Below are 25,415 nucleotides of genomic sequence, written 5' to 3' on the forward strand. Positions count from 1 at the left end.
TGGACGCTAAAATTACAAAAAAATATAACGCATACAAGTTTATAACTACTATCGGGAGGCTGCTCCGTGAAAAAAACAAAGCAACTGTTCGTATGTTTGGTGTTAATGGTGTTAAGCCTGAATACTGCGCATGCTGACTATACACTCAACCTTATGCGTGGCGAGACAACGCTTAGTCATGAAATTTATGACTTGCATATGCTTATTTTGTGGATTTGTGTGTTTATTGGCGTCGCTGTATTTGGCACCATGTTTTACTCGATCATACATCACCGTAAATCAAAAGGGCATGTTGCAGCACAATTTCACGAAAATACTAAAGTTGAAATTATCTGGACAATTATTCCTACTCTGATTCTGATTGGTATGGCGATACCTGCCACTAAGGCCTTAGTAGATCTGGATAAAACCCAGGAATCCGACATGACTATTAAAGTCACCGGAAAACAATGGTATTGGGATTACGAATATCTGGATAGTGGTGTTCATTTTGAAAGCCATCTGGACGAAGTCAGTGAAATTGGGCACCGTATTAAGAATAATGATCCGCGTAAATCTGATTCTGCTGAAAAGCCTTATTTGTTAAGTGTTGACAAGCCTTTGGTAGTACCTGTTAAAAAGAAAATTCGTTTTCTGTTTACCAGTCAGGATGTTATTCACTCTTGGTGGGTGCCTGATTTAGGTTGGAAAAAAGATGCAAATCCAGGATTTGTTAACGAGGCCTGGACATCAGTCGATAAAGCCGGTACCTATCGTGGTCAATGTACCGAGTTATGTGGCCGAGATCATGGCTTTATGCCGATTGTAGTCATTGCTATGGAGCAGCCTGATTATGATAAATGGGTAAAATCAACGCTGGATAATCAGAATAAAGCCCCAGACTTAAGTGATGAAGAGCGTTCGGTATTAATGACCAACGGTGCTTCCGTCTATATTAAAAATTGTGTGGCCTGTCATCAAATTGATGGTAAGGGCATCTCTGGCTGGTATCCTGCATTACGTGGTAGTGCTAAAGTAACTGGCAGTATGGATCAGTTGATAGGCTTTGTTCAGGCAGGAACCAGTAAAATGCCAGCATTCCGTAAATTGCCTGATAATCAGTTAGCAGAATTGCTTACCTATATCAGAAATGCACCGGAGCTGGGTAATAATGTGGGTGATGAAATTCAACCCAACAAAATTACGCCTAAATGGGACGACGATGAATAAGCCAAGTACTTTCTCATTGTACGATTTTTCTAATTATTGTTGAGGTATAGAGTATGTCTGCTGTCGTAGCTGAGCATGATGATCATCACGATCATGAACACGACCATGAACACCATGGCCCGGAAAAAGGTATTTTGCGCTGGATTATTACCACTAATCACAAAGATATAGGTACTTTGTATCTGTTTTTTGCACTGGTGATGTTTTTTGTCGGCGGTACCATGGCATTGATTATCCGTGCCGAATTATTTGAACCGGGATTACAGTTTGTTGATCCTAATTTTTTCAATTCAATGACCACCATGCATGCGCTGGTTATGGTATTTGGAGCGGTTATGCCTGCTTTTGTTGGGCTGGCAAACTGGCAGATACCTTTGATGATTGGTGCGCCCGATATGGCGCTGCCACGCATGAATAACATGAGCTTTTGGATGTTGGTGGCGGGTATTTTACTGATTGCCAGCACCTTGTTTATGGAAGGTGGTGCGCCCTCCGCTGGCTGGACTTTCTATCCACCTTTGGTGATGCAAACTGGCAAAGCGTTTCCTTTTGCTGTTTTCGCTGTCCATTTGTTGGGTGTGTCTTCCATTATGGGGGCTATCAATATTATCGCGACTATTTTCAATATGCGTGCTCCTGGCATGACATTGATGAAAATGCCTTTGTTCGTCTGGACTTGGTTAATTACTGCGTTTTTGTTGATTGCCATTATGCCGGTGTTTGCTGGTGCCGTAACCATGTTATTGACCGACCGTTTCTTTGACACCAGCTTCTTTGATGCTGCAGGTGGTGGTGATCCGGTTCTGTATCAACATATTTTTTGGTTCTTTGGTCATCCAGAAGTGTATGTAATGATTCTGCCAACCTTTGGTGTTGCTTCTACCATTATTCCAGTATTTGCGCGTAAACCGTTGTTTGGTTATGCGTCTATGGTTTATGCAACAGGTGCTATTGCTTTCCTGTCTTTCATTGTGTGGGCGCATCACATGTTTACCGTTGGTTTGCCCATCGCGGGTGAGTTGTACTTTATGTACGCTACCATGCTGATTGCTATACCAACAGGTGTAAAGGTATTTAACTGGACAGCAACTATGTGGAAAGGTGCCATGACTTTTGAAACGCCTATGCTGTTTTCAATTGCCTTTGTGGTACTGTTTACTATGGGTGGTTTCACAGGTTTAATGATGTCTGTTGCACCTGTTGATTTCCAATATCATGATACTTATTTTATTGTTGCCCATTTTCATTACACTCTAGTACCTGCTTCCATTTTCATTTTGATGGCCGCTGGTTATTTTTGGTTGCCGAAATGGACTGGACACATGTACAACGAAAGAATCGGTAGATTGCATTTTTGGTTGTCAGTGGTATCCGTGAATATTTTGTTCTTTCCACAACATTTTCTGGGTTTAGCAGGTATGCCACGTCGGATACCTGATTATGCTATCCAATTTGCGGATTGGAATATGGTGTCGAGTATCGGCGCATTTATGTATGGCTTTAGTCAATTGATATTTGTATGGATTGTTATTGATACCATCAAAGGCGGAACTGGCGAAAAAGTAACAGATGAAGTATGGGAAGATGCAAGTAAGCACAGTCTGGAATGGACTTTGCCATCACCACTTCCGTATCATACCTTTACTACACCGCCTGAAGTTATCCCAACCGAGCACGTTTAATTTCGGCTGGAAGTCAATTAATAACCCCTCGGTTAAATAAAAGGCCGGGGGGTGGGTGAGATAATGGATATAAAGAAAAAGAATATTCTGACCGCTATAATTTTGGTGATAGTCGCTGCTACCATTTACGTGTTTGCCGTATTAAAGGCAATGTCGCAATGAGTGAAGATCTGCAGCAAAAAAATACCAAACTGGCAAAAAAGTTGCTGATTTTGGCGGTATTAATGTTTGGTTTTGGTTATGCTTTAGTACCACTCTACGATGTACTTTGCGACCTAACTGGGCAAAATATTAAACTAGAATCGGCTACCAATAGCGAAGAAGTGTTTGCTGTGGATGAAAGTCGGGAGATTAGGGTTGAATTTATTACTTCGGTTAACGAATCAACACCTTTAACTTTTCGTGCCGAAACCAATAGTTTGAAAGTGCATCCTGGTCAATATTACACGGTAAATTTTTATGCTAAAAATAATACAGATCAAGCACTAAAAGCTCAGGCTATTCCCAGTATTTCGCCGGGGTTGGCAGAAGAATTTTTTAAAAAAGTGCAATGTTTTTGTTTTACAACCCAAACATTTGCGGGTAAAGAAGAAAAAACCATGCCGGTTCGGTTCGTGGTAAACCCAAAATTGCCTGAGCGTTATAAAACTATTACCTTGTCATACACTTTTTTTGACAGAACAAATATTATTGAAAATTAACAAAGGGGAAGGGCATGTCTACAAACATAGGTTATTATATCCCGCATAAGGCAGTATGGCCGGTGCTAGCTACCGCTGGTCTAATGTTTATGCTGATTGGTTTTGCAAATCATTTAAATGGTTCATCAATTGGGTCTGGCATGATGCTGACCGGATTTGTCGTTTTTATAGTGATGCTGGGTGCTTGGTTTGCCTTGCAAGCGAATGAAAGTGAATCTGGCATGTATAACCATGGCGTTGGTATTTCGTATCGGATGGCCATGATGTGGTTTATTTTTTCAGAAATCATGTTTTTTGCAGTGTTTTTTGGTGCACTTTGGTACACCCGGAACCTGTCTGTTTCCTGGTTGGGTGAAACGGGTGCCTTAAGCGGTCCTGGTCGTTCTACCCATGATACATTGTGGCCAGCGTTTCAGGCTGTATGGCCAACCAATGGTCCCGGTAAAGTGGGTGGTGATTTTGAGCCAATGGGCGCTTTTGGTTTACCATTCTTAAATACCTTGCTGTTGTTATCCAGTGGTGTTACTTGTACCTGGGCGCATCATGGCTTATTGGCGAAAAACAGACCGCAACTGATTAAAGGCTTAATTGCTACTGTTGCGCTGGGCTTTTTGTTCGTGGCTTGTCAAGCAACAGAATATTATGAAGCGTATCATGAAATGGGTTTAACTTTAGGTACCGGTATTTATGGTTCTACCTTTTTTATGCTGACTGGCTTTCATGGTCTGCATGTCTGTATCGGTGCCATCATTTTATCGGTGGTATTATTCAGAAGTTGGAAAGGGCATTTCACACCAGAAAATCATTTTGCGTTCGAAGCTGCAGCCTGGTACTGGCACTTTGTTGACGTGGTTTGGTTGGGACTGTTTGTCTTCGTTTACTTACTGTAAATTTTCTGTTTTACCCATAAAAAGCGTGCCTCTGCCCGGAGGTACGCTTTTTTTATGTTTAAGGGTTTTATCCAGTAGAATGCCTATTCTTTCAAAAAACCTAGCTTGATGAAAACTATGTTTGATAGCATGCTGTGAAATATACTTAGCTATTGACTTTTTTGGGTACCCATTTTTATGGCCTTATGCATCAATAATACTTTGTATAAAGCAGTCATTTTTGATTTCAATGGTGTGCTTTTACTTGATTCGGCATGGCATGAAGAGGCTTGGTCTGCAACGATACAAAAGCTGTCTTCGCGAATTTGGACATCAGAAGAGATATCGCATTTTATGCATGGACGAACAAACCGAGACATCTTTTGCGCTTTGTTGGAAAGGCAAGTTGATGATCAGGAACTCGCCGCTTTATCAGAATTAAAAGAGTCAAAATACCGCAGTATATGCATCGAAAAAGGGGCAGAATTCAGTCTTCCTCCTCGTGTCCCCGAGCTTTTATCTTCGCTTAAGCATGCCGGAATTCCAATTGCTATTGCTACAGCCTCTGGTGAGATAAATGTGCGTTTTTTCTACGAAGCATTGTCGCTTGATAGATGGTTTGATTGGAATCATATTGTGTATGATGACGGGACTTTCTCTGGTAAGCCAGAGCCAGATATCTATATAAAAGCAGCGTCTCGTCTTGGCATAACACCAAATAGGGTTATTGTTGTTGAGGATTCTGTAGCCGGTCTAAAATCAGCGAGAAATGCCGGAATAGGTCATATAGTCGCCACAGGTACTACGTTATTGCCGTCGGTAGCCAATAGCCAATTATTCGATACTCGACTGGAAAATATGGGTGATTTTTTACACTATGTCAAAGTGCTTTAATTGATGATGGATGCGGCTTTCTAGCTCTGGGAATAGCACGTTAAGGTTGTTTTTTGTAGCACAATAAATGATGTATTCTTTTTTATAACGAGGGGAAGATATGAATAGTAAGGATATCATTTGTATTGATCGAAAATCGGTGTATGAAAATCGCTGGATGCGGGTTCGTGAGGACAGAATTCGTCGGACGAGTGGTGCTACGGGAATATACGGGGTAGTAGAAAAGCCCGATTTTGTTGTGATTGCGCCAATTCACAATGGTGTGATTTATCTTGTAGAGCAGTACAGGTATCCGGTGGAGGCGCGTTATTGGGAGCTTCCTCAGGGATCGTGGGAGAATAATAACGATGCAGAACCTCATGAAGTTGCCGCAGGTGAATTGCATGAAGAAACAGGCTTGTGCGCGCAAACGCTAACCTATGTAGGACATTTATTTCTGGCCTATGGTTTCTGCACACAAGGTTATCATGTTTTTTTGGCAACCGATATCAGCGATGCTCAGGTTGAGTGTGAGCGAGATCAGACAGAAAAAGATCTTGTTGCGAAAGCGTTTAAAATCGCTGAGGTCGAAAAAATGATTGTGGATGGTGTGATAAAAGATGCAACGACCATTGCAGCCTTATCACTTATTAAACAAAAAGGATTGCTAAGCTAGTAATCGGAATGCATTGTCGATGTCGGTTTGTAAGTATTGACCAGTTGCAATCGTATGAGTATTTCTCAAATGTTCTTTGACTTTAAGGGTTGCTTTTGCCGGGCAAATTTTCCTTAATTCCAGGGTATTGCTGTAACTCTCACAATCTTTTTCTATGGGTACCTTTCAGTAGTAGGGTTAGCCAAAGCATGCAATGTTCGTAATGACGTAATGAGCATTAATTTGGAAATTTAACCTTACTGTTCGACAGTCACAAACGATAACTTTCCCACCCCCGAGCGCTGAGCGCTCGCCATTACCTTGGCAACGGATTCAAATATGGCTACTTTATCTGCTTGCAGTTGAATACTGATGTCTGGGTCACGTTCCTGGTGTGCCTTTAGTTCGGTTTCAAGGTAAGCGCAAATTTTTCCCCCCTCAAAAAATATCGAGATCGGTAGTACCTGATTAATCTTTCCATCAATGATCAGCTACATATAATATCCATATCTAATTTGAGGCTGATCGTGCTCAGTCAAATATTTCATAATCTCGCCAACTTTTCAAGCACAACCAATAGTTACTGGATACTTGCCATCGAACTGGGTATTGTTCCAATTCATTTTAGTTAAATCAAGAATCTCTTTTGCAATAAAGCTAGGCGATTCTTCAGACCTTACAATACGCAACTCTATCGGTTGAGGAACATAAAGACCTGGATAGGTTTTGTAATACCAAACTGAGCCCCGCGAATATAGTAGATGTCGAGTTTCGTCAAAATGAACAAATGTACCTCTAAATGGTGGATACTTGCCATCTCTGAACAATCTTATCTTTGAATCCATTACAGTAACAAAATCAACACTATGGATTCTTAACGCTTTTGTTGCTTGGCTAAGTCCTTCTATTTCCTCATTAGAAAAATTTGCTGATTTATGGATAACAACTCTTGCTGGAAAATTACTTAAAGCAATTCGATATTCATTCAATGCCTCCGTCAACAAATCATAAGCTTGTTGCGATGATAAGCACCGATGGCAGAAAGTACAATCGTAAATATTCCAGGACCAATAACACATAGGTAGAAAACAACAACAATCAGCGGGTAAAATGTGATAAAAACATGACCTGTTTCAATCGGTAAAATCTGTAGCCTGATTGCTAGTGCAATAGAGAAAAGAATGATTGCCAAACTATAGCGATAAAAAACACCTAATTTTGTATGGCAGTCATTTAAATTCATCCAACGTATTCTCGATAGCTGTTTAAGGCATTGTAGATGGTAGCTATCTAGTTAACCATAATATTTTTAATAAAATACACGCATTGAACATAAACACAGGCAGAATGACATTGACTGATTATATTAAGAAATTTAACTGTCTGAATTTGGCTGATTTTCTGCCATCGGTAAAGTCAGGCGGATCGTCGCTTAGAGTCGACGGTAGCCATTCATGGGTAAAAAACGCACCGTCATTTGAACACTTGAAAAACTATAACACTTCACCAAAAACAACAATTCGTATATATACCTATAATCTACTTAGCATGCTGGAATCGACTGCTAGCCATTCATGAGTAAGCTGCCATTTGTAAATATGGTGCTTAAGGGGCGCCTTGTCTTTCGTTATACGATTAGATTGCAACTGGTTTTCTAAATTGTCAGATTTGGATTCTGACTTTTACATTAATCCATAACGTGTAATCAAACAGCGTTTATTTTCATAGGGTGCAATCGCCTTCTGTCTTGTTGCTCGACTTGAATGCAGTTTGCCGTTATGCGCTGCGCTGTTGACGGACTATAAGGCTGTCGCTGTGATGATAGATTGGTCTAACTATCAGAAATGATTTGCCCTCAATCAGGCTTCCTCATTTAATAGCTCTAGTATTCGCTTTTGAATATATTCTTTACGTTCTTCATCGATAATAGGGCGAGAACTGAGGTCTGTTACATAAAACATATCTTCGGCACGACTGCCAATAGTGGTTATTTTTGCATCGTGTAATTGTATATCCAGTTCAGTAAAAGCACTGCCAATCTTGGATAATAGTCCCGCGCGGTCGGTGGCAACTAATTCAATAATCGTGTAGCGATTAAAAGCATCCTCCAAATACGTCAAGCAAGTTGGGATAGGAAAATGTCTTGCTTGTCTGGATTGTTTGTGAATATTCTTTGGATTTTTAATGGCTTGTTTGCTGAGTAGATTCTGACGTAACGAGGTACAGATATGGATTTCCTGATATAAATCTTTAATGGCTTCGCCAGATTGCTGCAAAACTTGAAAGCTGTTTAAAACATATTGGTCGGCGCTGGTAATAATGCGGGCATCCAGAATGGTTAAGCCTAATTGATCTATGCTGGAGGTACAGATGGAAAAAATACCGGTTTCATTGTGCGCATAGACAAAAATTTCAGCACTTTTTCGATGAGTTTGTGGTCGCAACAGTACCAAGGGTAAATTACAGTCTTCAGACGCGGCTATGGCAACCGTATGCCAGGCAATTTCGTCTGCGGAATAGCGTAAAAAATAATCTTCACTTAAATGTTGCCAGGACTTTTCCAGTACAGCTTCTGAAATACCCAGTTTAAATAATTCTTGTTTTGCCTCTTTAATGTTATCCAGCAAGCGTTCAGAACGGGCAATAGGATTATGTAAGCCACGATGCAAGGCATTATGCGTGGCAATGTGTAATTCTTTCAGTAAAGTATCTTTCCAAGAGTTCCACAGACTGGGATTGGTGGCGCGTATATCAGCCACTGTTAGTAGATACAGGTAATTTAAGTATTCGATACTACCGACTTGAAGAGCGAAAGTATGGATGACTTCTGGGTCGCTAATGTCTTTGCGTTGAGCAGTCATAGACATTAACAGGTGGCTGCCGACCAGCCAAGATACCAGTTTGCAATCTTGAACTGGTAAGTCGTGCTGAACACAGAAGTCGTAAGCAATATGGCTGCCCAGTTGCGAATGATCGCCACCACGACCTTTGGCGATATCATGGAAAAGTGCCGCTATATATAATAATTCTGGTTTCGGAAGTAATAAAAAAACCTTACTGCAATAGGGGAATTCTTGGCTATGCTTTTCCAGCGAGAAACGGCGCAAGTTTCTGATTAATATCAGCGTGTGTTCATCTACGGTATAAATATGGAACAAATCATATTGCATACGCGCCACGATATTGGCGAAATCCGGTAAATATGCAGCCAGAACACCATAGCGATTCATGCGTTTTAATTCATGGGTAATACCACGCGGCTGTTGTAATATTTTTAGGAACAGCCGATTAGCTTGTTTATCTGCTCTAAAAGCTGCATCAATGCGGTGAATATTTTTCCGGATCAAGCGCACTGTGCTGGCGCGTATGCCTTTAAGTGACGGAATTTGTTGGACCAGTAGAAATATTTCCAATAATGCCAACGGGTCCTCAGAAAAAACTTCTTTGTTAACTGCTTCAATATAGCCGTCGATAGATGCAAAATGGCTGTTAATCGGTATTGGTTTTAGATTGATTTTTTTACTGACCAGCTTTTCGTTTAGCAATTGCAGTAACATTTCATTCAGACGCTCAATATCAACGACTGTTTTGAAATAAAATTGCATAAAATTTTCAACATCAGGTTGCTGATCGGCATTGCAATAGCCAAATTGTTTAGCCAGCTCACGCTGATAATCGAAAAGCAAGCGGTCTTCACAGCGTTTGGTTAAGGTATGTAATGCATAGCGCAACCGCCATAGAATGTCGCGAGCCGTAATCAGGTTATCGTATTCTGACTTGGGTAAATAACCATATTTAATTAATTCGCGAAGCGTAGAGGAATTGTAGTGACGTTTAAAGACCCAGGAAATGATTTGTAAATCGCGTAAGCCACCAGGACCTTCTTTGATATTGGGTTCAAGATTGTATGCTGTGTCGTGGTATTTTTGGTATCGCTGTTCTTGTTCTGCTATCTTAGCTAGAAAAAATTGTTCGGACGGCCATAACTGGCGAGTGTTTAGTTGCAATTTTAAGGCATCAAACGAGGATTTGTTACCAGTGATTAGCCGCATTTCCAGTAAGCAAGTAAATATGGTTTGATCTTCAGCGGCAACTTCCAGGCATTCCTCTAAGCTCCGCACCGATTGTCCGGGTTTTAGGCCGATATCCCAAAGAAAGCGGCTAAAATTAGCCAGTTGGTCCTGATAGTGTTCTTTGTCGTCAGCGGTGGCGATAATCAGAATATCAATATCGGAATGCGGAAACAATTCATTGCGCCCATAACCGCCAGTGGCTACGAGCGCCAAAGAATGCGCATGTGTGCCTAGAAAGTGTTGCCAGCAACACTCCAGTAGCTTATCGATGAATTTGGATTTGGCATTCAGCAAGGTGCTGACTGACTGATTAGGGTTAAAGTGCCGCTTTAGTGTTTGGGTTTGAACATTGATTAAATGTTTAAATTGAGCAATTGGGTTGGTCTGCTCGAAACAGCTTAAAACTGGGGTGTCGGGAGACAAGGCTATGCTCACTGTTCTTCTGAGCGTAAGGTGAGTATTTCATAACCGTTTTCGGTTGCCAGTATGGTGTGCTCCCATTGAGCGGACAAGCTACGGTCTTTTGTGACAGCCGTCCAGCCATCATTTAGTATTTTCATGTGACGTTTGCCCAGATTCAGCATGGGCTCAATAGTAAAAATCATGCCAGGTTCAATGCGAGCGCCTTCGCCAGGTTTGCCAAAGTGCATAACGTGCGGCTCTTCATGAAACTTTTTGCCTATGCCATGACCACAGAATTCCTGAACGACAGAATAACGATTGCTTTCCGCAAATTTTTGAATGGCGTGACCAATATCCCCGAAATGTGCGCCGGGTTTGATTTCTTCTATTCCGAGAAACAAAGCCTCGCGAGTAACATCCACTAATCTTTGCGCATGTGTAGAAACATTCCCTACACAAAACATTTTGCTGGTATCGCCATGATAGCCATCTTTAATAACCGTAATATCCACATTAACGATGTCACCACTTTTCAATTTTTTCTCACTGGGAATGCCGTGACAAATCTGATGGTTTATCGAAGTGCAAATCGACTTTGGAAAACCCCTGTAATTTAAGGGTGCAGGAATAGCTTGTTGAATATTAACAATATAATCGTGACAAATCGTATCCAGTTCGTCGGTGCTTATTCCCACTTGTACATAAGGAGCAATCATTTCCAAAACTTCCGCAGCCAGCTTTCCGGCAATGCGCATTTTGGCGATTTCGTCTGCGGTTTTAATGACAATACTCATTTTTTGTGCGTCAGAAGTTGAATTAAAAATGTTAAGTCTATGCGCTGATTTTAGTAACGACAAGCGCGTTGATCTCTCAGTCTAACAGATTCGAGCTTGTTGTGAAATCGTATTCGTGGTATAAAGTTAAGTCCACTAGTAATTAAATACTCACGTCTGTCGACACGATAGGTGGGGTGCTGGTCTCCTTTATGGAGTCTGGTCACCTGTCGGGACAGTTCGGAGGCGTAACCCAAAGCCGAAAAATTCGGCAAAATCTTAGGAGAAATAAATGGCAGCAGTGTCAATGCGTCAAATGTTGGAAGCCGGTGTGCATTTTGGACATCAAACTCGTTATTGGAACCCAAAAATGGCTCCTTATCTGTTTGGTGCTCGTAATAAAATCCATATCATTGATTTGGAACAAACCCTTCCTTTGTTCAACGACGCGATGAATTACCTCGGTCAAATGACCGCCAACAAAGGTACAATTTTGTTTGTTGGAACTAAAAAAGCAGCACGTAAAACGGTTGCTGAAGAAGCGAAACGTTGTGGTATGCCTTATGTCAACCATCGTTGGTTAGGCGGCATGCTCACCAATTTTAAAACCATCAAAAAATCTATCAATCGCCTGAAAGAGCTGGAAGCGATGAAAACAGATGGTACTTTATATCAGCGTTTTAGCAAAAAAGAAGCTTTGGGCATGGAACGTGAGCTGGAAAAGCTTGAGCGCAGCCTAGGTGGAATTAAAGATATGCGTGGTACACCAGATGTTATTTTTGTACTGGATGTTGGCTATGAAAAAAATGCCATCATGGAAGCAAAAAAACTCGGTATTCCTGTCGTAGGTGTGGTTGATTCTAATAACTCACCTGAAAAAATTGATTATGTAATCCCTGGTAACGACGACTCAATTCGTGCAGTATCTCTATATTGCCAGAGCGTTTGTGAAGCGGTGCTGGAGTCGAAAGCATTGCGAATGGATGCAGCTGTTAAAGCGGATGACTTTGTTGAAGAAGTTACTGTAGCTGAGTAAGTTCCGGTACCCGTATATCGGGTAGCAGTGTGCCTGCCCGATAATGACAGAATTGTAAGAATTTTAAACGCCTCCTTTGTGAGGCGTTTTTTTAGTTAATAAACTTGAGGAAATAACGATGACTATTAGTGCGGCAATGGTGAAGGAATTACGTGAACGAACCAGTTCAGGGATGATGGAATGTAAAAAAGCCTTGGTGGAAGCTAACGGTGATATGGAGTTGGCTATCGAAAATATGCGTAAATCAGGTTTGGCAAAAGCAGATAAAAAATCTGGACGTATCGCAGCTGAAGGTATCATTGGTGCAAAAATTTCTGAAGATGGCAAAACTGTCGTATTGGTGGATGTCAACTCAGAAACCGATTTCGTAGCAAAAGGCGATGATTTTGTTGGTTTTGTAAATGACATTACCAATGCGTTATTAACAACGGATGTGGCTGATGAAGAGCAGTTACAAGCATTAGTGTTGGCAAATGGCTCAACCGTTGATGAAACTCGTCGGGCACTGATTGCGAAACTGGGTGAAAATATTACAGTTAGACGTTTTATAAAATACACCAGCACTGATGGTGGCCAAGCATTTTATCTGCATGGCAGCAAAATTGGTGTAATTGTTGAATTGAGCAAAAATGATAGCGTGCTGGGTAAAGATATTGCTATGCATATCGCAGCTGCTAAACCAGAATATATCTCTGATAGTCAGGTTTCAGCAGAAATCATTGCCAAAGAAAAAGAAATATTCGCAGCTCAAGCTTTGGAAAGTGGTAAGCCAGCAGAAATCGTCGAAAAAATGATCGGTGGCCGCATCACAAAGTTTTTGGCCGAAGTGACCTTACTGGGTCAGCCTTTCATTAAAGACGATAGCATGACTGTCGGTAAATTATTAACTTCAAAAGGTAATAGTGTTACTCGTTTTGCTCGCTTCGAAGTTGGAGAAGGTATTGAGAAAAAAGAAGAAAACTTTGCTGAAGAAGTGATGGCGCAAGTAAGAGGTTAATGCTCAGAAAAATCTGGTAATGCCGGGTTTTTTTGATTTAGGAAAGTAACTGTTCAGTAGTACACTTGAATAAATAAATATCAGAGTATCTGGGTATGGCAATAACGGAATTTTTTTTGAAATTGCTAGATATTCAGGCTGCTGAATAGTTACTTAAAACGTTGCTTCAACCTATTTAATAGCGGATATATTTGATTATGAGTCAGACAATTTGTCAGAGAATTTTACTTAAATTGAGCGGTGAAGCGTTGATGAGTGATCAGGGTGGCAGTATTGATCCTGATATTGTGCAACGATTGGCTCATGAAGTTAAAGACTTATGTGATGCAGGTATTCAGGTAGGTTTGGTCATTGGTGGTGGAAATATTCTACGTGGTGCCGAAAAAGCATCTGAAGGATTGAATCGGGTGACCGGGGACCAAATGGGCATGTTGGCGACAGTGATTAATGCCTTGGCTATGCAGGATGCACTGGAGTTTTTGGGTCAACCAGTGCGTGTCATGACGGCACTTAAAATCAATCAAGTATGTGAAGACTATATTCGCCGTCGTGCAGTTAGACATTTGGAAAAGGGCAGAGTCACCATTTTTGCTGCGGGTACTGGCAATCCATTTTTTACCACGGATACCGCAGCGAGTTTGCGCGCTATAGAAATAGATGCTGAACTCATGATTAAAGCGACTAAGGTAAAAGGCGTGTATTCTGCCGATCCACATAAAGATCCAGATGCCATTTTTTATCCGCGTTTAACCTATGATGAAGCGATTGACCAGCGACTGAATGTGATGGATACCACTGCACTGGTTTTATGTCGGGAAAATAATTTACCTATGCGGGTAATGAATATTTTTGAACCGGGAGCCGTTATGCGGTTGATGCGCGGTGAAGATATCGGTTCCCTTATCGAGAGAAACATAGAATGATCAATGATATACAACAAGATGCTTCAATGCGGATGTTAAAAAGTATAGAAGCACTGCAAAAAGCATTTACCAAAATCAGAACAGGTCGGGCGCATCCCAGTTTGCTTGATCAAATTACAGTCACCTATTATGGTACAGAATCACCTTTATCACAGGTAGCCAATGTATCGGTAGAAGACTCAAGAACCTTGAAAGTGGTACCCTGGGAAAAAGGTATGATACAGGCTATTGAAAAAGCCATTATGTCTTCCGGGCTTGGATTAAATCCAGCAACACAGGGTACTGTGATACGCTTACCCTTACCCGCTCTGACTGAAGAGCGCCGTCGTGATCTGGTTAAAGTGGTTAAGAACGAAGCAGAACAAGGACGCGTGGCGATCAGAAATATTCGTCGTGATGCCAACGCCTCTATAAAAGATGCTTTAAAAGATAAAGTAATCTCTGAAGACGATGCACGCCAGGCTGAAGAAAAAATTCAAAAATTGACTGATCAGTATATTAAGGAAGTTGAAAAATATCTTGAAGAAAAAGAAGCTGATTTGTTGTCCATGTAATTGAGAGAGAATATGCCTGCAACGCATGATAATACTAACGAAGTCAACGGCGTTGACCCACGGCACATTGCCATCATTATGGATGGCAACGGTCGTTGGGCGCAAAAACGACTTATGCCCCGCATTATGGGTCATTATGCCGGTGTTAAAGCGGTAAGAAAAATAGTTGAATATTGCGCTCAGAAGAATATCGAAGTGTTATCGTTATTTGCGTTTAGCAGCGAAAACTGGCGACGCCCTAAAGACGAGGTCAGTTTGTTAATGGAGTTATTTATGACAACATTGCAAGCTGAGGTGGATACGCTGGATAAAAATAATATACGCTTGCGAATTATCGGTGATAAAAGCGCTTTTCCAGAGAAATTGCAGGAAAAAATTCGTCTTGGAGAAGCTCAAACGCAAAATAACACCGGCTTAACCTTGGTGATAGCTGCAAATTATGGTGGCCGTTGGGATATTACTCAGGCAGTTGCAAAAATAGCCGCTGCTGTAGAAAAAGGTGAATTAGCTGCGCAAGCAATAACCGAGCAATTAATCGATGAAAATCTGGTGACGGCAAACTTGCCAGAACCCGATCTATTTATTCGATCCGGTGGCGAAGAGCGCATTAGTAATTTCTTGTTATGGCAATTGGCCTACACCGAGTTTTATTTTACTGACAAACTGTGGCCAGATTTTGATAGGAATCAATTGGAACATGCCATTAAAAGTTTTAAAAGCCGACAACGGCGCTTTGGGCATACCGGTGAACAAATGGTCGGGATTAAAAATGCCTAGTCTCTGTATTTAATATAATAATTAGAAAATCAAATATGTTAATAAAACGCATCTTAACCGCAATAGTCTTAGCAACTGTTGTCGTTCTGGCAGTATTCGAACTACCAGTCAACTATTTTTCCTTGTTTATTGCCATAATTATTTTGGGTGCAGCCTGGGAGTGGTTAGCTTTAACAGGCGTTGAAAAACTGTCTAAACGCTTATTTTTTCTGTTGATATTGGTGTTGCCTATGTTAGGCGTCACTTTTTGGACTGTATTTTTGGAGTATGTTGGCGAAGTTTTAGAGTGGCCTGAAGTCAAAGATTATTCGGATGCTCTGGAATGGTTGGTGATAGCACCTGTTCTGTTTTGGTTATTGGCTATGATTCTGATCAGAAAAGCGGAATCACAACTATTAAATATCGAATTTAAGCCGCGTTTTAAAAGTTTTGTAGGCTGGTTGGTATTATTGTCAGCTTGGATGTTTATGGTTAAATTGCGTGCTTATTATGGCTCCAGTATGGTGTTGTATTTTCTATTGCTGATTTGGGCTGCGGATATTAGTGCTTATTTTGCTGGCAAAAAATGGGGCAAAGATAAACTGTCTCCAGAAATTAGCCCTGGCAAAACCGTACAGGGCATGTATGGTGCTCTGGCGTCTGCTGTAGTCTGTGCAATTTGTTTGCGTTTATATTATGGTTTAGCCCCCCTTGAAACTGACGAATCAAAGATAGCCGTGTTAATGTCGGTGGATCTGTTAATGTTATCGGTACTAACCGTGCTGGTTTCCATCTACGGAGATTTGTTTTTTAGTCTGGTAAAAAGACAAAAAGGTGTTAAAGATAGCGGTAGTCTATTGCCAGGTCATGGTGGAATTCTAGATAGAATTGATAGCCTGATTGCTGCAACTCCGTTTTTTTATGCAGGTATCGTATTAATTGGACGGAGTGTGTTTGCATGAAGGGTCTTTGCATTCTCGGTGCTACCGGGTCTATTGGCGTCAGTACTCTGGATGTGGTTAGTAGACATCCAGATCAATATAAAGTGATTGCCTTAACAGCTAATGCTAATATCGATGTACTTTTCGAGCAATGTCTAAGCTTTCATCCCGAATATGCGGTTGTAGTAACCGAAAGTAAAGCGGAAGAATTTAAACAAAAAATTGCGGGATCTTCTGTTGCGGATATAAAAGTATTATCAGGTTCACAGGCCTTGGAACAAGTGGCAACCCTAAATAATGTTGACGCAGTTATGGCGGCTATAGTGGGGGCAGCTGGTTTGTTGCCAACCTTGGCTGCGGCGAAAGCGGGAAAAACCATTTTATTGGCGAATAAAGAAGCCCTAGTGATGTCTGGTCAGATTTTTCTGCAAGCAGTAACAGACTCAGGTGCCGTTTTATTACCCATCGATAGTGAACATAACGCAATTTTTCAATGTATGCCTGCTGGCTATACTACCGGGCAGGTTGCTAAACAAGCGCGTCGTATTTTATTAACCGCTTCTGGTGGACCTTTCCGAAAAACGCCTATCGCAGATTTGGCAACAGTGACACCCGAGCAAGCTGTTGCACATCCCAAATGGGATATGGGGCGGAAAATTTCGGTTGATTCAGCAACCATGATGAATAAGGGGTTAGAGCTGATAGAAGCCTGTTTGTTGTTCAATATGTCGCCAGATGATATTCAAGTGGTTATTCATCCGCAAAGTATTATTCACTCTATGGTGGACTATGTGGATGGATCCGTATTGGCACAGATGGGTAATCCGGATATGCGTACACCGATAGCTTATGCAATGGCTTGGCCGGAGCGCTTTGATTCCGGTGTAGCGCCACTAAATATATTTGAAGTAGCGCATATGGATTTTGAAGAGCCTGATTTACAGCGTTTTCCCTGTTTGCGTTTGGCATATGAGGCTATTAAAGCGGGTGGAATTATGCCTACGGTACTTAATGCCGCCAACGAGATTGCAGTGCAGGCGTTTTTGGATGAGAAAGTACGTTTTGTGGACATAGCCACCATTATTGAACGAAGTATGGCGCAATTCAGGGCAGATAGCGCAGAGAATTTGGCCTTAATATTACAAGCTGATCAGGAAGCCAGAGCCGTTGCCTTAAAAGTCATTGCGGAGTTGGCTAACTGATGGAAAGTTTGCACTCACTTTTTTACTTCATCATTGCCATAGCCATTTTGGTTACTTTTCATGAGTTTGGGCATTTTTGGGTGGCACGTAAAATGGGTGTGAAAGTGCTGTGTTTTTCTGTTGGTTTTGGAAAAAAATTATTGATCAGACAAAAGTCACCCACTGATACTGAATTTGTCATTTCCGCTATCCCCTTAGGCGGCTATGTAAAAATGGTTGATGAGCGCGAAGGTCAAGTTGCTGCAGAGGATTTACCTTTTGCCTTTAATCGACAGTCGTTATGGGCCAGGACAGCCATAGTCGCTGCAGGACCTGTTTTTAATCTGTTATTAGCAGTGATACTGTTTTGGACCGTTTTGGTACTTGGCGAAGACGGTATTAGACCGATAGTCGGCAGCATAGAAGCGGGTACTTTGGCTGAGCAAGCGGGCTTTAATGAGCGGGATGAAATTCTTAGCATTAATCAAAAGCTAACACCCACCTGGATGGACACTTTAGATACATTATATTCACTGGCTATTAGTGGTGAACACGAGCTTGCCGTGGCAGTTAAAACGGTTGACGGCGATCAGCGTATCCATGTGCTGGCGATAAGTGATGAAGATGTACAGAATCCCGAAACTTTGCAAAATAAACTAGGTTTAAAACCCTGGATGCCCATTATCAAACCAATTATTGGCAAACTGCTAGAAGAGGGCGTGGCAAAACAAGCCGGACTGCAGACAGGTGATTTATTACTGAGTGCTGATGAAATACCGCTAAAAGATTGGCAGCAATGGGTTGATTATGTGCAAGCTCGACCAGATACGGCTATTAATCTACTGATTGAACGTAATGACAGGCAGTTACAGTTAACAATTACCCCACGTAAGGAAGAGGTAAAAGGAAAGGCTGTTGGTAAAATTGGTGCAGGTGTTGATGTGCCTAAGGATTTATTGGATAGCTTGCGCGTAACGCATTCACTCTCACCTTGGGAGGCAGTGCCTACGGCATTTGAAAAAACCGGTTTTTATATGCTGAGTACCCTGAAAATGATGGGAAAAATGTTTGTTGGCGCAGCATCGGTACAAAATTTGAGTGGACCTATCAGTATTGCTCAGTATGCAGGGCAATCTGCAGATATGGGTATGACTGCGTTTTTAAAATTCTTGGGACTGGTTAGTGTGAGTTTGGGAGTGTTAAACCTACTTCCTATCCCCGTTTTGGATGGCGGACATTTATTGTTTTTTGCGTTGGAAGCAGTAAAAGGTAGTCCTGTATCTGAAAAAATACAGATGGTCTTTCAGCAATTAGGCATGTTTTTGTTGTTAAGTTTGATGCTGTTTGCTATGTACCTTGATATTGGCAAACTATTTCAATCTTAGTAATGAACAAATATTCTGCACTGTAGTCTTACACATTATTTCTTAATCAATCAGAGATACTTTTATGAAAATTCTTACCCAAATTTTGGCAATGATTATGTTAGCGCTTTTCGGTGCTACAGTATCAGCTGATGATGCAGCCATTAAAAAAACCATAAATAGTTTTATTCCAGATAGTAAGGTTGAATCTATTAAGCCATCTGAAATCCCTGGTTTATATGAAGTTTCTGTAGGTGCATCTATCTACTATGTTTCTGACGATGGCAAATATTTGATGCAAGGGCAGATGATTGACGCAGTTGCCAAGAAAAACATCACTGAAAGCAAGTTGAGTGATGTGCGTAAGCATGCGCTTGATCGAGTGGGTGTTGATAAAATGATTGTTTTTAAACCCGAAAATAGTAAGCATCAAGTCTCTGTTTTTACGGATATTGATTGCGGTTATTGCCGTAAATTGCATTCAGAGATGGATCAGTACATGGAGCAAGGTATTACTGTACGTTATCTGTTTTTCCCCAGGGCCGGTAAAGGTTCCGATTCCTATAAAAAAGCGATATCAGTATGGTGTGCTTCCGATAAGCAAAAAGCTTTAACAGCGGCCAAAAAAGGCGAAACTCTAGAGGCTAAAAATTGCGAAAATCCGATTAATGAGCATATGCAGTTAGGTGAAGATTTTGGTATGAATGGTACGCCAATGATTATTACCGAAAAAGGTAATTTGTTGCCGGGCTATGTTCCTGCCAAGCAATTAGCGACTATTCTTAACAAAGAATAGGTGGTTAGAATTTTGCGAAGATGATTTCAGTTTTTCATCTTTTAATCGTTTCAGAACATATGTTTAGATTTGATCTGTGCCAACAATGCAAAGCGCAGAGTAATTATTTCTGCTGTTCGACCTAATCAGGTCGAACAGCAGTGTTTTAAAGTTTTCCAAATAAGTAATTCAGCTAGTCAGCATGGATTTTTTGTCTGGATGTGTAGTAGTTATATTACAATCTCTCAGTGATTGATTCAGATGCACAAGGTCGTGCGTCTGGTTCCAGTCTAAGTTTATCCAGTCAGGACAAGTCATTTTGCAATTCCATTTACATAACGCTCAAGAGACAGAAAACTTAGGCTCTGTACTTTGGCGGGTATTACCCTCCAAAGCACTTGTATTTATGTACGGTGAGCTAGGTACTGGCAAAACCACTTTAATGCGTGGTTTGTTACGAGCAGCGGGTTACCAGCAAGTGGTCAGAAGTCCTACCTATAGTCTGGTTGAAGAATATCAATTAGGTGATCGTAGTTTGTTTCATTTTGATTTATATCGATTAAGCTCTCCTGAAGAATTGGAATGGATAGGGATGGATGATTATCTGCAGCAAAACGCTTTGTGTTTTATAGAATGGCCGCAACGAGGCTTGGGATTTTTGCCTGTGGCTGACGTAGAAATTCATTTGCAATATCATGAGTCTGACAGTAGGTTGGCAGAGATTATTGTTTTAGAGGCAAATTTAAAAAATAAAATACAACAGGGCTGTAAAAACAACAACATATTGCTATAATTAAAACAACATTCTCACTAATGGAATGCATGTATAACTATGCTGCGGTTCTTTAAATATTTTTCTATGCTATTTCTATGGGTTGCACCTATAAAGGCGCATGCTGAGCATGCGCTATTAAATAGGGTGACTTATGGAAATCAGTCGAATGGCAGCCTTGTGTTTCAGTTGTCGGCAATGTCACATCATCGCTATTTTGTAATGTCAAATCCTGATCGGTTGGTGATTGATTTTCTGGATACCCATCTGGCTCATCACTTGATACAGCCTCCAGTTGATCATCCCTTCTTTGAAAAGCTTAAAATGGGTGAGCATAATAATGGCAAAGATTTGCGCATCGTCATCCAGTTAAAAGAAAAAGTTGAAGCCTCTGACAATCAAATTAAAAAAGAAAATGGCAGTGAATTACAATTTAATGTGCTAAGCAAAGAAAAGCCTTTGGCTAAAGCGGAAAAAATTAAAATTCCTGAGCATGCGTCGCCTGATGTGATGGTTAAAAAAGCCAAGCAGAAAGAACCTGAAGAGCATGCGTCTAAGCGAGTAAATTTACCTGATCCAAAGCTTAAAGGACGAGATATTGTGGTTGCCATAGATGCTGGGCATGGTGGCAAAGATGTGGGAGCAGAAGGTGGAAATGGCACCCAAGAAAAGGATGTGGTTTTCGAAATTGCCAAACGTCTGGAAAGTTTGGTAAATAGTCAGCCCGGTATGAAAGCCTTGATGATACGCAAAGGGGATTATTTCGTTAATTTACACGAGCGCGTTAATATTGCTCATGCTGGTAAAGCGGATTTGTTTGTTTCTATTCATGCGGATGCTTTTAATGATAGCAGTGCGCATGGTGCCTCTGTCTATACTTTAGCCAATAAAGGTGCTTCCAGTGCTGGAGCAAGGTGGTTGGCGGACAGTGAAAACGCTGTAGATAACGACGCTGGCAATGGAGGGTCAGAAAAAAATGAAACCCTTGCCTCTGTGTTGCAGGATTTGTCAAAATCAGCGGCCAAAGAAGCTAGTCAAAATGTGGGTAACAAGGTACTTAAAAATGTAAGGTTGGTGGGTCATGTACATAGGTCGTCAGTACAAAAAGCGGGTTTTGTGGTGCTAAAGTCGCAAGATATTCCCTCTATTTTAGTGGAAACTGCTTTTATCTCTAACCCTGAAGAAGAAGATCATTTGAATAGCCGTATTTATCAAGAAAAAATGGCAAGCGCTGTTTTTAGTGGCATTATGGCGCATTTTAAACAATACGCTCCAGCTAATACCTTATTAGCACAACTTTCCAAGGCGGGTAAAATTAACCGTTTGGCCGTGTTATCTGAGGATCTGAAGATAGACGATAAAAAAGCTGGGTTGCAGATTGCAGCGTTATCGGCAAAATCAATGGAGTCTAATAAGTCGCGGCATGTGGTAAATCGTGGCGAAACCTTGTCTGGCATAGCCCAGCAATATGGTATCTCTATGCGTGCTTTGCGTCTGGCTAATAATATGAGCGATGGTAATGTCAAAATCGGCGGTGTTTTGCAAATTCCGCATAATGGTTAAGCTATTCATCAGTTGCTTAACTGATCGTAATCGCATTGTTAGTTTCTAGCTCTGCTTAATATCCCTGCTGGCAGTTTTAAGCCCCAATCGCAATATTTCATTGCAATATAAATAGATGCTTATTATAATGGTGAGTTTTTTGGGGTGACAAGCCTCAAATCCTTGCTTCACTGCCTGTTGGTGGGAAGCTATTTTAACCGAAAGGAGAAATCATGCGTCATTATGAAATCGTCTTCTTGGTACATCCTGATCAAAGCGCTCAGGTACCTGCCATGATAGAACGTTATAAATCCACCGTAGAAGATGCGGCTGGTAAAATTCACCGTTTGGAAGATTGGGGCCGTAGACATTTGGCGTATCCCATCAAAAAAATCCATAAAGCGCATTATGTTTTGATGAATATTGAATGTGATCAAAACACTTTAGAAGAGCTGGAAAGCGGTTTTCGCTTTAACGATGCCATTCTGCGTAGTCTGACTCTGGTTAAAAAAGAAGCAGTTACTGCACCTTCAGCTATTGCTATTAGCGGTAACGATGGTCAAAAATCATCTAGCCGTGTAAAAGAAGACATAGAAGAAGTCGAAGAAGAAGTCGAAGTGGATGCCATTGTTTCTGACGAAGCAGATGTCATCGTGGATGCTTCCGAATAATCAACATAGATAGCAGAGAATTCTAATGGCACGAAATAATATCAGACGTAAAAAAGGTTGCCGCTTTAGTGGCGAAGATGCACTTGTAATCGATTATAAAGATCTTGATCTGTTAAGCGAGTACGTCACCGAAACAGGCAAAATCATTCCTAGCCGCATTACTGGCACCAGTGCAAAATATCAAAGACAATTAACGTCTGCGATAAAACATGCACGCTATATTGCTTTGTTGCCTTTTTGCGACGCGCATAAATAATTAAAAAGCGGAGATAAATCATGCAGTTTCTGTCGGCCTACATCATGAAAGGCCGGATGCAGGCGATTCTCGTTGCATCAACACTGGCACTGTTAACGTTGATTTTACCTCCGCTAAGTGTAGTAAGTTCAGCGACCATAGCGTTGGTAACCTTACGGTTGGGCAGTCGCCAAGGCTTGTATGTACTGTTGGGCAGCTCAGTTGCGGTTGCGGTATTAAGTATCGTTATACTGGGTAGTTTTCAAGTTGCCTTAGTCTATGGTTTGCTAATAGGGCTGATGGTCTGGTTACCCATATGGTTAATAGCCATAGTGTTACGGGAAAGCAGGCAATTAGTATTGGCATTGGAAATTGCTGTGCTGTTAGGCATTGTGGCAGTCATCGGTTTTTACCTGTATCAACCGGAGCCGGCAAAGTTTTGGAGTGAAGTATTTAAAGTAATGCTTTCATTACTACTGCAAAACCAACCGGATTTGCCAGCGGATGTGTTGCAGCATTCTGCGGATGCTTTTGCCCCCTATATGACAGGTATGATGTCTGCCGGAGCTGTATTCAGTTTGTTACTGGGTTTGTTTCTGGCAAGATTGTGGCAATCCAATCTATATAACCCAGGTGGTTTTAAAGCAGAATTTTTGGCTTTGAAAGGTAATACCTACCTGGCTATAGCGACAGTGCTTATGATAGCTGTAAGCTATATTGCAGATTTGGAATTGTGCTGGAATATACTGGTGGTGCTTATAGTGTTTTATGCATCCCTCGGTTCGGCAGTGTTGCATAGTTTGATTTCAACACTGAAAGGTGGTCAGTATTGGCTACTTATTTTTTATATGGTGTTGTTTTTCAGCCTGAAATTCATGGCGCTGATTGCTATCTGCGGTCTGATCGATACGTGGATAAACTTACGAAATAAATTCAAACCCAATGGGGCATAAGCTCCTGATTATTCGACAAAAGTCGATTACGAGGTATATTAAAGATGGATGTTATTCTTCTTGAAAAAACAGCAAACCTGGGAAATCTGGGCGATAAAGTAACCATTAAAGCGGGTTACGGCAGAAACTATCTAATTCCGCAAGGTAAAGCAGTTCCTGCTACACCTAAAAAAATTCGCGAATTTGAAGAGCGTCGTGCCGAACTGGAAAAACAAGCGGCGGAAAAATTAGCGGCAGCTACTGCGCATGGCGAAGCATTAAGCAAGCTGAATGTGGTGATCACTCACAAAACTGGAGACGAAGGTCGTTTGTTCGGTTCTGTAGGTACTCAAAACATTGCAGATGCTATAAGCGCTGCCGGTGTAAAAGTCGAAAAACATCAAGTACGTTTACCTAAAGGTGTTATTCGTCACATAGGTAGTTACGATATTGATATCAATCTGCATACCGACGTTGTTGCAACTTTGACTATCAAAATTGTTGCTGAATAAGTTGTTATGATCATCGTAACCGGTGGTGCTGGTTTTATCGGCAGTAATTTGGTCTTAGGACTGAATGCACGTGGTTACGATGATATATTGGTTGTTGATAATCTGCAAAATGGCCGCAAGTTTCGTAATTTGGTCGAAGCACGTATTGCTGATTATATGGATAGAAGTCGTTTTCTGGAATGTATCCAGCAAGGCGTTTTCCAGCATGACAGTATAAAAGCTATTTTTCATCAGGGTGCTTGCTCCAGCACTACCGAATGGGATGGCCGCTATATGATGGAAAACAATTATGAATACAGTAAAATTCTGTTTCATTATTGTCAACAACATGAAATACCCTTTATTTATGCATCTAGCGCTGCTGTTTATGGCGCAGATTTGCAATTTAAAGAAGGCTTGGAGTATGAAAGCCCATTAAATGTTTACGGCTATTCCAAGTTTCAATTCGATCAATATATTCGAAGACACACTCAGCACTTCACCTCGCAAGTTGTTGGGTTACGCTATTTTAATGTTTATGGTCCGCGAGAGGATCATAAAGGTAGCATGGCCAGCGTAGCGTTTCATCTCAATAATCAAATCAAGCAAGCAGATGCTTTGCGTTTGTTTGAAGGGTGCGATGGCTATAGCAATGGCGAACAGCGCCGCGACTTTATCTATGTTGGTGATGTGGTGGATATTAATCTCTGGTTTTTAGATAATCCACAGGTTTCTGGTATCTTTAACACCGGAACTGGTCGCAGTCAGACCTTTAACGACGTTGCCAACGCCGTTATTCGTTATCATCAACGCGGACATATCGAATATATTCCTTTTCCTCCGCATCTTCTTGGATGTTATCAAAGCTTTACTGAAGCCAATTTAGACAATTTACGTGCAAAGGGTTGTCGGCATGTATTTAAAAGTGTAGAGCAAGGTGTACAGCTCTATATGGAGTGGTTGAACCGCTAATAAGGCTGTTTGTGTTGGCGCTTATTTGTTTAGGGT

The 25,415-nt window shown here is 41.2% G+C and carries 27 protein-coding genes; 22 read left to right on the forward strand and 5 right to left on the reverse strand.

All coding sequences use genetic code 11. The annotated features are described in order from the left end of the window. Positions 1-66 precede the first annotated feature (66 nt). The 6 genes from coxB to ABH008_RS07730 all read left to right on the forward strand — a co-directional run bounded on the left by coxB (position 67) and on the right by ABH008_RS07730 (position 6,010). Positions 67-1,209 carry a cytochrome c oxidase subunit II gene (gene coxB / locus ABH008_RS07705; protein ID WP_347989272.1) on the forward strand — a complete coding sequence of 381 codons (1,143 nt, stop codon included), beginning with the start codon at positions 67-69 and terminating at the stop codon, positions 1,207-1,209. A 53-nt stretch (positions 1,210-1,262) separates the two neighbouring features. Next, a complete protein-coding gene (gene ctaD, locus ABH008_RS07710) occupies positions 1,263-2,891 on the forward strand; it encodes a cytochrome c oxidase subunit I (protein ID WP_347989273.1) in 1,629 nt (542 codons plus the stop codon). Between the two features lie 158 nt (positions 2,892-3,049). Continuing rightward, complete coding sequence (locus ABH008_RS07715; protein ID WP_347989274.1) at positions 3,050-3,592, forward strand: cytochrome c oxidase assembly protein; 543 nt, start codon at positions 3,050-3,052, stop codon at positions 3,590-3,592. Between the two features lie 14 nt (positions 3,593-3,606). Next, positions 3,607-4,482: a cytochrome c oxidase subunit 3 gene (locus ABH008_RS07720; protein WP_347989275.1), complete on the forward strand. Its 876-nt coding sequence runs from the start codon at positions 3,607-3,609 to the stop codon at positions 4,480-4,482. Positions 4,483-4,659: 177 nt separating this feature from the next. Beyond that, positions 4,660-5,355 (forward strand): HAD family phosphatase, encoded by a 696-nt coding sequence (locus ABH008_RS07725; RefSeq protein ID WP_347989276.1) that lies wholly within the window; start codon positions 4,660-4,662, stop codon positions 5,353-5,355. Between the two features lie 100 nt (positions 5,356-5,455). Beyond that, positions 5,456-6,010, forward strand: a complete 555-nt coding sequence (locus ABH008_RS07730) for an NUDIX hydrolase (RefSeq protein ID WP_347989277.1) — start codon at positions 5,456-5,458, stop codon at positions 6,008-6,010. A 236-nt stretch (positions 6,011-6,246) separates the two neighbouring features. On the opposite strand, the gene ABH008_RS07735 is transcribed toward ABH008_RS07730, so the two are convergent. The 5 genes from ABH008_RS07735 to map form a co-directional block, all read right to left on the reverse strand. Continuing rightward, positions 6,247-6,480, reverse strand: a complete 234-nt coding sequence (locus tag ABH008_RS07735; RefSeq protein WP_347989960.1) for a biopolymer transporter ExbD — start codon at positions 6,478-6,480, stop codon at positions 6,247-6,249. Positions 6,481-6,552: 72 nt separating this feature from the next. Then, positions 6,553-6,978, reverse strand: a complete 426-nt coding sequence (locus ABH008_RS07740; protein ID WP_347989278.1) for a hypothetical protein — start codon at positions 6,976-6,978, stop codon at positions 6,553-6,555. Positions 6,979-6,986: 8 nt separating this feature from the next. Continuing rightward, positions 6,987-7,232: a hypothetical protein gene (locus ABH008_RS07745; RefSeq protein WP_347989279.1), complete on the reverse strand. Its 246-nt coding sequence runs from the start codon at positions 7,230-7,232 to the stop codon at positions 6,987-6,989. A gap of 616 nt (positions 7,233-7,848) precedes the next feature. Then, positions 7,849-10,497 (reverse strand): [protein-PII] uridylyltransferase, encoded by a 2,649-nt coding sequence (gene glnD / locus ABH008_RS07750; RefSeq protein ID WP_347989280.1) that lies wholly within the window; start codon positions 10,495-10,497, stop codon positions 7,849-7,851. Then, a complete protein-coding gene (map, locus tag ABH008_RS07755; protein WP_347989281.1) occupies positions 10,494-11,258 on the reverse strand; it encodes a type I methionyl aminopeptidase in 765 nt (254 codons plus the stop codon). The genes glnD and map overlap by 4 nt, the downstream gene beginning before the upstream one ends. Positions 11,259-11,529: 271 nt before the next feature. Here map and rpsB point away from each other — a divergent pair, with 271 nt between their 5' ends. From rpsB to rfaD, 16 genes are all read left to right on the forward strand, one after another. Further along, positions 11,530-12,273 (forward strand): 30S ribosomal protein S2, encoded by a 744-nt coding sequence (gene rpsB / locus ABH008_RS07760; protein ID WP_347989282.1) that lies wholly within the window; start codon positions 11,530-11,532, stop codon positions 12,271-12,273. 118 nt (positions 12,274-12,391) lie between these two features. Continuing rightward, positions 12,392-13,270, forward strand: coding sequence for a translation elongation factor Ts (tsf, locus tag ABH008_RS07765; protein WP_347989283.1), 879 nt, complete (start codon positions 12,392-12,394; stop codon positions 13,268-13,270). Positions 13,271-13,467: 197 nt separating this feature from the next. Next, positions 13,468-14,193: a UMP kinase gene (gene pyrH / locus ABH008_RS07770; protein WP_347989284.1), complete on the forward strand. Its 726-nt coding sequence runs from the start codon at positions 13,468-13,470 to the stop codon at positions 14,191-14,193. Further along, positions 14,190-14,747 carry a ribosome recycling factor gene (gene frr, locus ABH008_RS07775; RefSeq protein WP_347989285.1) on the forward strand — a complete coding sequence of 186 codons (558 nt, stop codon included), beginning with the start codon at positions 14,190-14,192 and terminating at the stop codon, positions 14,745-14,747. The genes pyrH and frr overlap by 4 nt, the downstream gene beginning before the upstream one ends. Before the next feature lie 12 nt (positions 14,748-14,759). Next, positions 14,760-15,524 carry an isoprenyl transferase gene (locus tag ABH008_RS07780; protein ID WP_347989286.1) on the forward strand — a complete coding sequence of 255 codons (765 nt, stop codon included), beginning with the start codon at positions 14,760-14,762 and terminating at the stop codon, positions 15,522-15,524. 35 nt (positions 15,525-15,559) lie between these two features. Continuing rightward, positions 15,560-16,465 carry a phosphatidate cytidylyltransferase gene (locus ABH008_RS07785; protein ID WP_347989287.1) on the forward strand — a complete coding sequence of 302 codons (906 nt, stop codon included), beginning with the start codon at positions 15,560-15,562 and terminating at the stop codon, positions 16,463-16,465. Continuing rightward, complete coding sequence (gene ispC / locus ABH008_RS07790) at positions 16,462-17,646, forward strand: 1-deoxy-D-xylulose-5-phosphate reductoisomerase (RefSeq protein WP_347989288.1); 1,185 nt, start codon at positions 16,462-16,464, stop codon at positions 17,644-17,646. Before ABH008_RS07785 ends, ispC begins: the two co-directional genes overlap by 4 nt. Next, entirely contained in the window at positions 17,646-19,010 is a 1,365-nt protein-coding gene (gene rseP / locus ABH008_RS07795) for an RIP metalloprotease RseP (protein ID WP_347989289.1), read from the forward strand. Before ispC ends, rseP begins: the two co-directional genes overlap by 1 nt. A gap of 64 nt (positions 19,011-19,074) precedes the next feature. After that, a complete protein-coding gene (dsbC, locus tag ABH008_RS07800) occupies positions 19,075-19,785 on the forward strand; it encodes a bifunctional protein-disulfide isomerase/oxidoreductase DsbC (RefSeq protein ID WP_347989290.1) in 711 nt (236 codons plus the stop codon). Between the two features lie 298 nt (positions 19,786-20,083). Beyond that, positions 20,084-20,557 (forward strand): tRNA (adenosine(37)-N6)-threonylcarbamoyltransferase complex ATPase subunit type 1 TsaE, encoded by a 474-nt coding sequence (gene tsaE, locus ABH008_RS07805; RefSeq protein WP_347989291.1) that lies wholly within the window; start codon positions 20,084-20,086, stop codon positions 20,555-20,557. A 66-nt stretch (positions 20,558-20,623) separates the two neighbouring features. Next, entirely contained in the window at positions 20,624-22,099 is a 1,476-nt protein-coding gene (locus tag ABH008_RS07810; protein WP_347989292.1) for an N-acetylmuramoyl-L-alanine amidase, read from the forward strand. A gap of 212 nt (positions 22,100-22,311) precedes the next feature. Then, positions 22,312-22,749: a 30S ribosomal protein S6 gene (gene rpsF / locus ABH008_RS07815; protein WP_347989293.1), complete on the forward strand. Its 438-nt coding sequence runs from the start codon at positions 22,312-22,314 to the stop codon at positions 22,747-22,749. Positions 22,750-22,774: 25 nt separating this feature from the next. After that, complete coding sequence (gene rpsR, locus ABH008_RS07820) at positions 22,775-23,005, forward strand: 30S ribosomal protein S18 (protein WP_347989294.1); 231 nt, start codon at positions 22,775-22,777, stop codon at positions 23,003-23,005. A 20-nt stretch (positions 23,006-23,025) separates the two neighbouring features. Next, on the forward strand, positions 23,026-23,937 hold the full coding sequence (locus ABH008_RS07825; protein ID WP_347989295.1) for a hypothetical protein: 912 nt from the start codon (positions 23,026-23,028) through the stop codon (positions 23,935-23,937). 44 nt (positions 23,938-23,981) lie between these two features. Next, positions 23,982-24,428: a 50S ribosomal protein L9 gene (gene rplI, locus ABH008_RS07830; RefSeq protein WP_347989296.1), complete on the forward strand. Its 447-nt coding sequence runs from the start codon at positions 23,982-23,984 to the stop codon at positions 24,426-24,428. Positions 24,429-24,434: 6 nt separating this feature from the next. Next, entirely contained in the window at positions 24,435-25,379 is a 945-nt protein-coding gene (gene rfaD / locus ABH008_RS07835) for an ADP-glyceromanno-heptose 6-epimerase (RefSeq protein WP_347989297.1), read from the forward strand. The last annotated feature ends 36 nt before the right edge of the window (positions 25,380-25,415 follow it).

Origin of the sequence: Methylomonas sp. AM2-LC (genome assembly GCF_039904985.1) — a bacterium.
Lineage (GTDB): Bacteria > Pseudomonadota > Gammaproteobacteria > Methylococcales > Methylomonadaceae > Methylomonas.

Bases quoted from the DNA above. Each gene is read 5' to 3' on its own strand.
- ctaD (WP_347989273.1), top strand. From the start codon at position 1,263: ATGTCTGCTGTCGTAGCTGAGCATGATGATCATCACGATCATGAACAC.
- ABH008_RS07715 (WP_347989274.1), top strand. From the start codon at position 3,050: ATGAGTGAAGATCTGCAGCAAAAAAATACCAAACTGGCAAAAAAGTTG.
- ABH008_RS07720 (WP_347989275.1), top strand. From the start codon at position 3,607: ATGTCTACAAACATAGGTTATTATATCCCGCATAAGGCAGTATGGCCG.
- ABH008_RS07725 (WP_347989276.1), top strand. From the start codon at position 4,660: ATGGCCTTATGCATCAATAATACTTTGTATAAAGCAGTCATTTTTGAT.
- ABH008_RS07730 (WP_347989277.1), top strand. From the start codon at position 5,456: ATGAATAGTAAGGATATCATTTGTATTGATCGAAAATCGGTGTATGAA.
- ABH008_RS07745 (WP_347989279.1), bottom strand. From the start codon at position 7,232: ATGAATTTAAATGACTGCCATACAAAATTAGGTGTTTTTTATCGCTAT.
- map (WP_347989281.1), bottom strand. From the start codon at position 11,258: ATGAGTATTGTCATTAAAACCGCAGACGAAATCGCCAAAATGCGCATT.
- rpsB (WP_347989282.1), top strand. From the start codon at position 11,530: ATGGCAGCAGTGTCAATGCGTCAAATGTTGGAAGCCGGTGTGCATTTT.
- tsf (WP_347989283.1), top strand. From the start codon at position 12,392: ATGACTATTAGTGCGGCAATGGTGAAGGAATTACGTGAACGAACCAGT.
- pyrH (WP_347989284.1), top strand. From the start codon at position 13,468: ATGAGTCAGACAATTTGTCAGAGAATTTTACTTAAATTGAGCGGTGAA.
- frr (WP_347989285.1), top strand. From the start codon at position 14,190: ATGATCAATGATATACAACAAGATGCTTCAATGCGGATGTTAAAAAGT.
- ABH008_RS07780 (WP_347989286.1), top strand. From the start codon at position 14,760: ATGCCTGCAACGCATGATAATACTAACGAAGTCAACGGCGTTGACCCA.
- ABH008_RS07785 (WP_347989287.1), top strand. From the start codon at position 15,560: ATGTTAATAAAACGCATCTTAACCGCAATAGTCTTAGCAACTGTTGTC.
- ispC (WP_347989288.1), top strand. From the start codon at position 16,462: ATGAAGGGTCTTTGCATTCTCGGTGCTACCGGGTCTATTGGCGTCAGT.
- rseP (WP_347989289.1), top strand. From the start codon at position 17,646: ATGGAAAGTTTGCACTCACTTTTTTACTTCATCATTGCCATAGCCATT.
- dsbC (WP_347989290.1), top strand. From the start codon at position 19,075: ATGAAAATTCTTACCCAAATTTTGGCAATGATTATGTTAGCGCTTTTC.
- ABH008_RS07810 (WP_347989292.1), top strand. From the start codon at position 20,624: ATGCTATTTCTATGGGTTGCACCTATAAAGGCGCATGCTGAGCATGCG.
- rpsF (WP_347989293.1), top strand. From the start codon at position 22,312: ATGCGTCATTATGAAATCGTCTTCTTGGTACATCCTGATCAAAGCGCT.
- rpsR (WP_347989294.1), top strand. From the start codon at position 22,775: ATGGCACGAAATAATATCAGACGTAAAAAAGGTTGCCGCTTTAGTGGC.
- ABH008_RS07825 (WP_347989295.1), top strand. From the start codon at position 23,026: ATGCAGTTTCTGTCGGCCTACATCATGAAAGGCCGGATGCAGGCGATT.
- rplI (WP_347989296.1), top strand. From the start codon at position 23,982: ATGGATGTTATTCTTCTTGAAAAAACAGCAAACCTGGGAAATCTGGGC.
- rfaD (WP_347989297.1), top strand. From the start codon at position 24,435: ATGATCATCGTAACCGGTGGTGCTGGTTTTATCGGCAGTAATTTGGTC.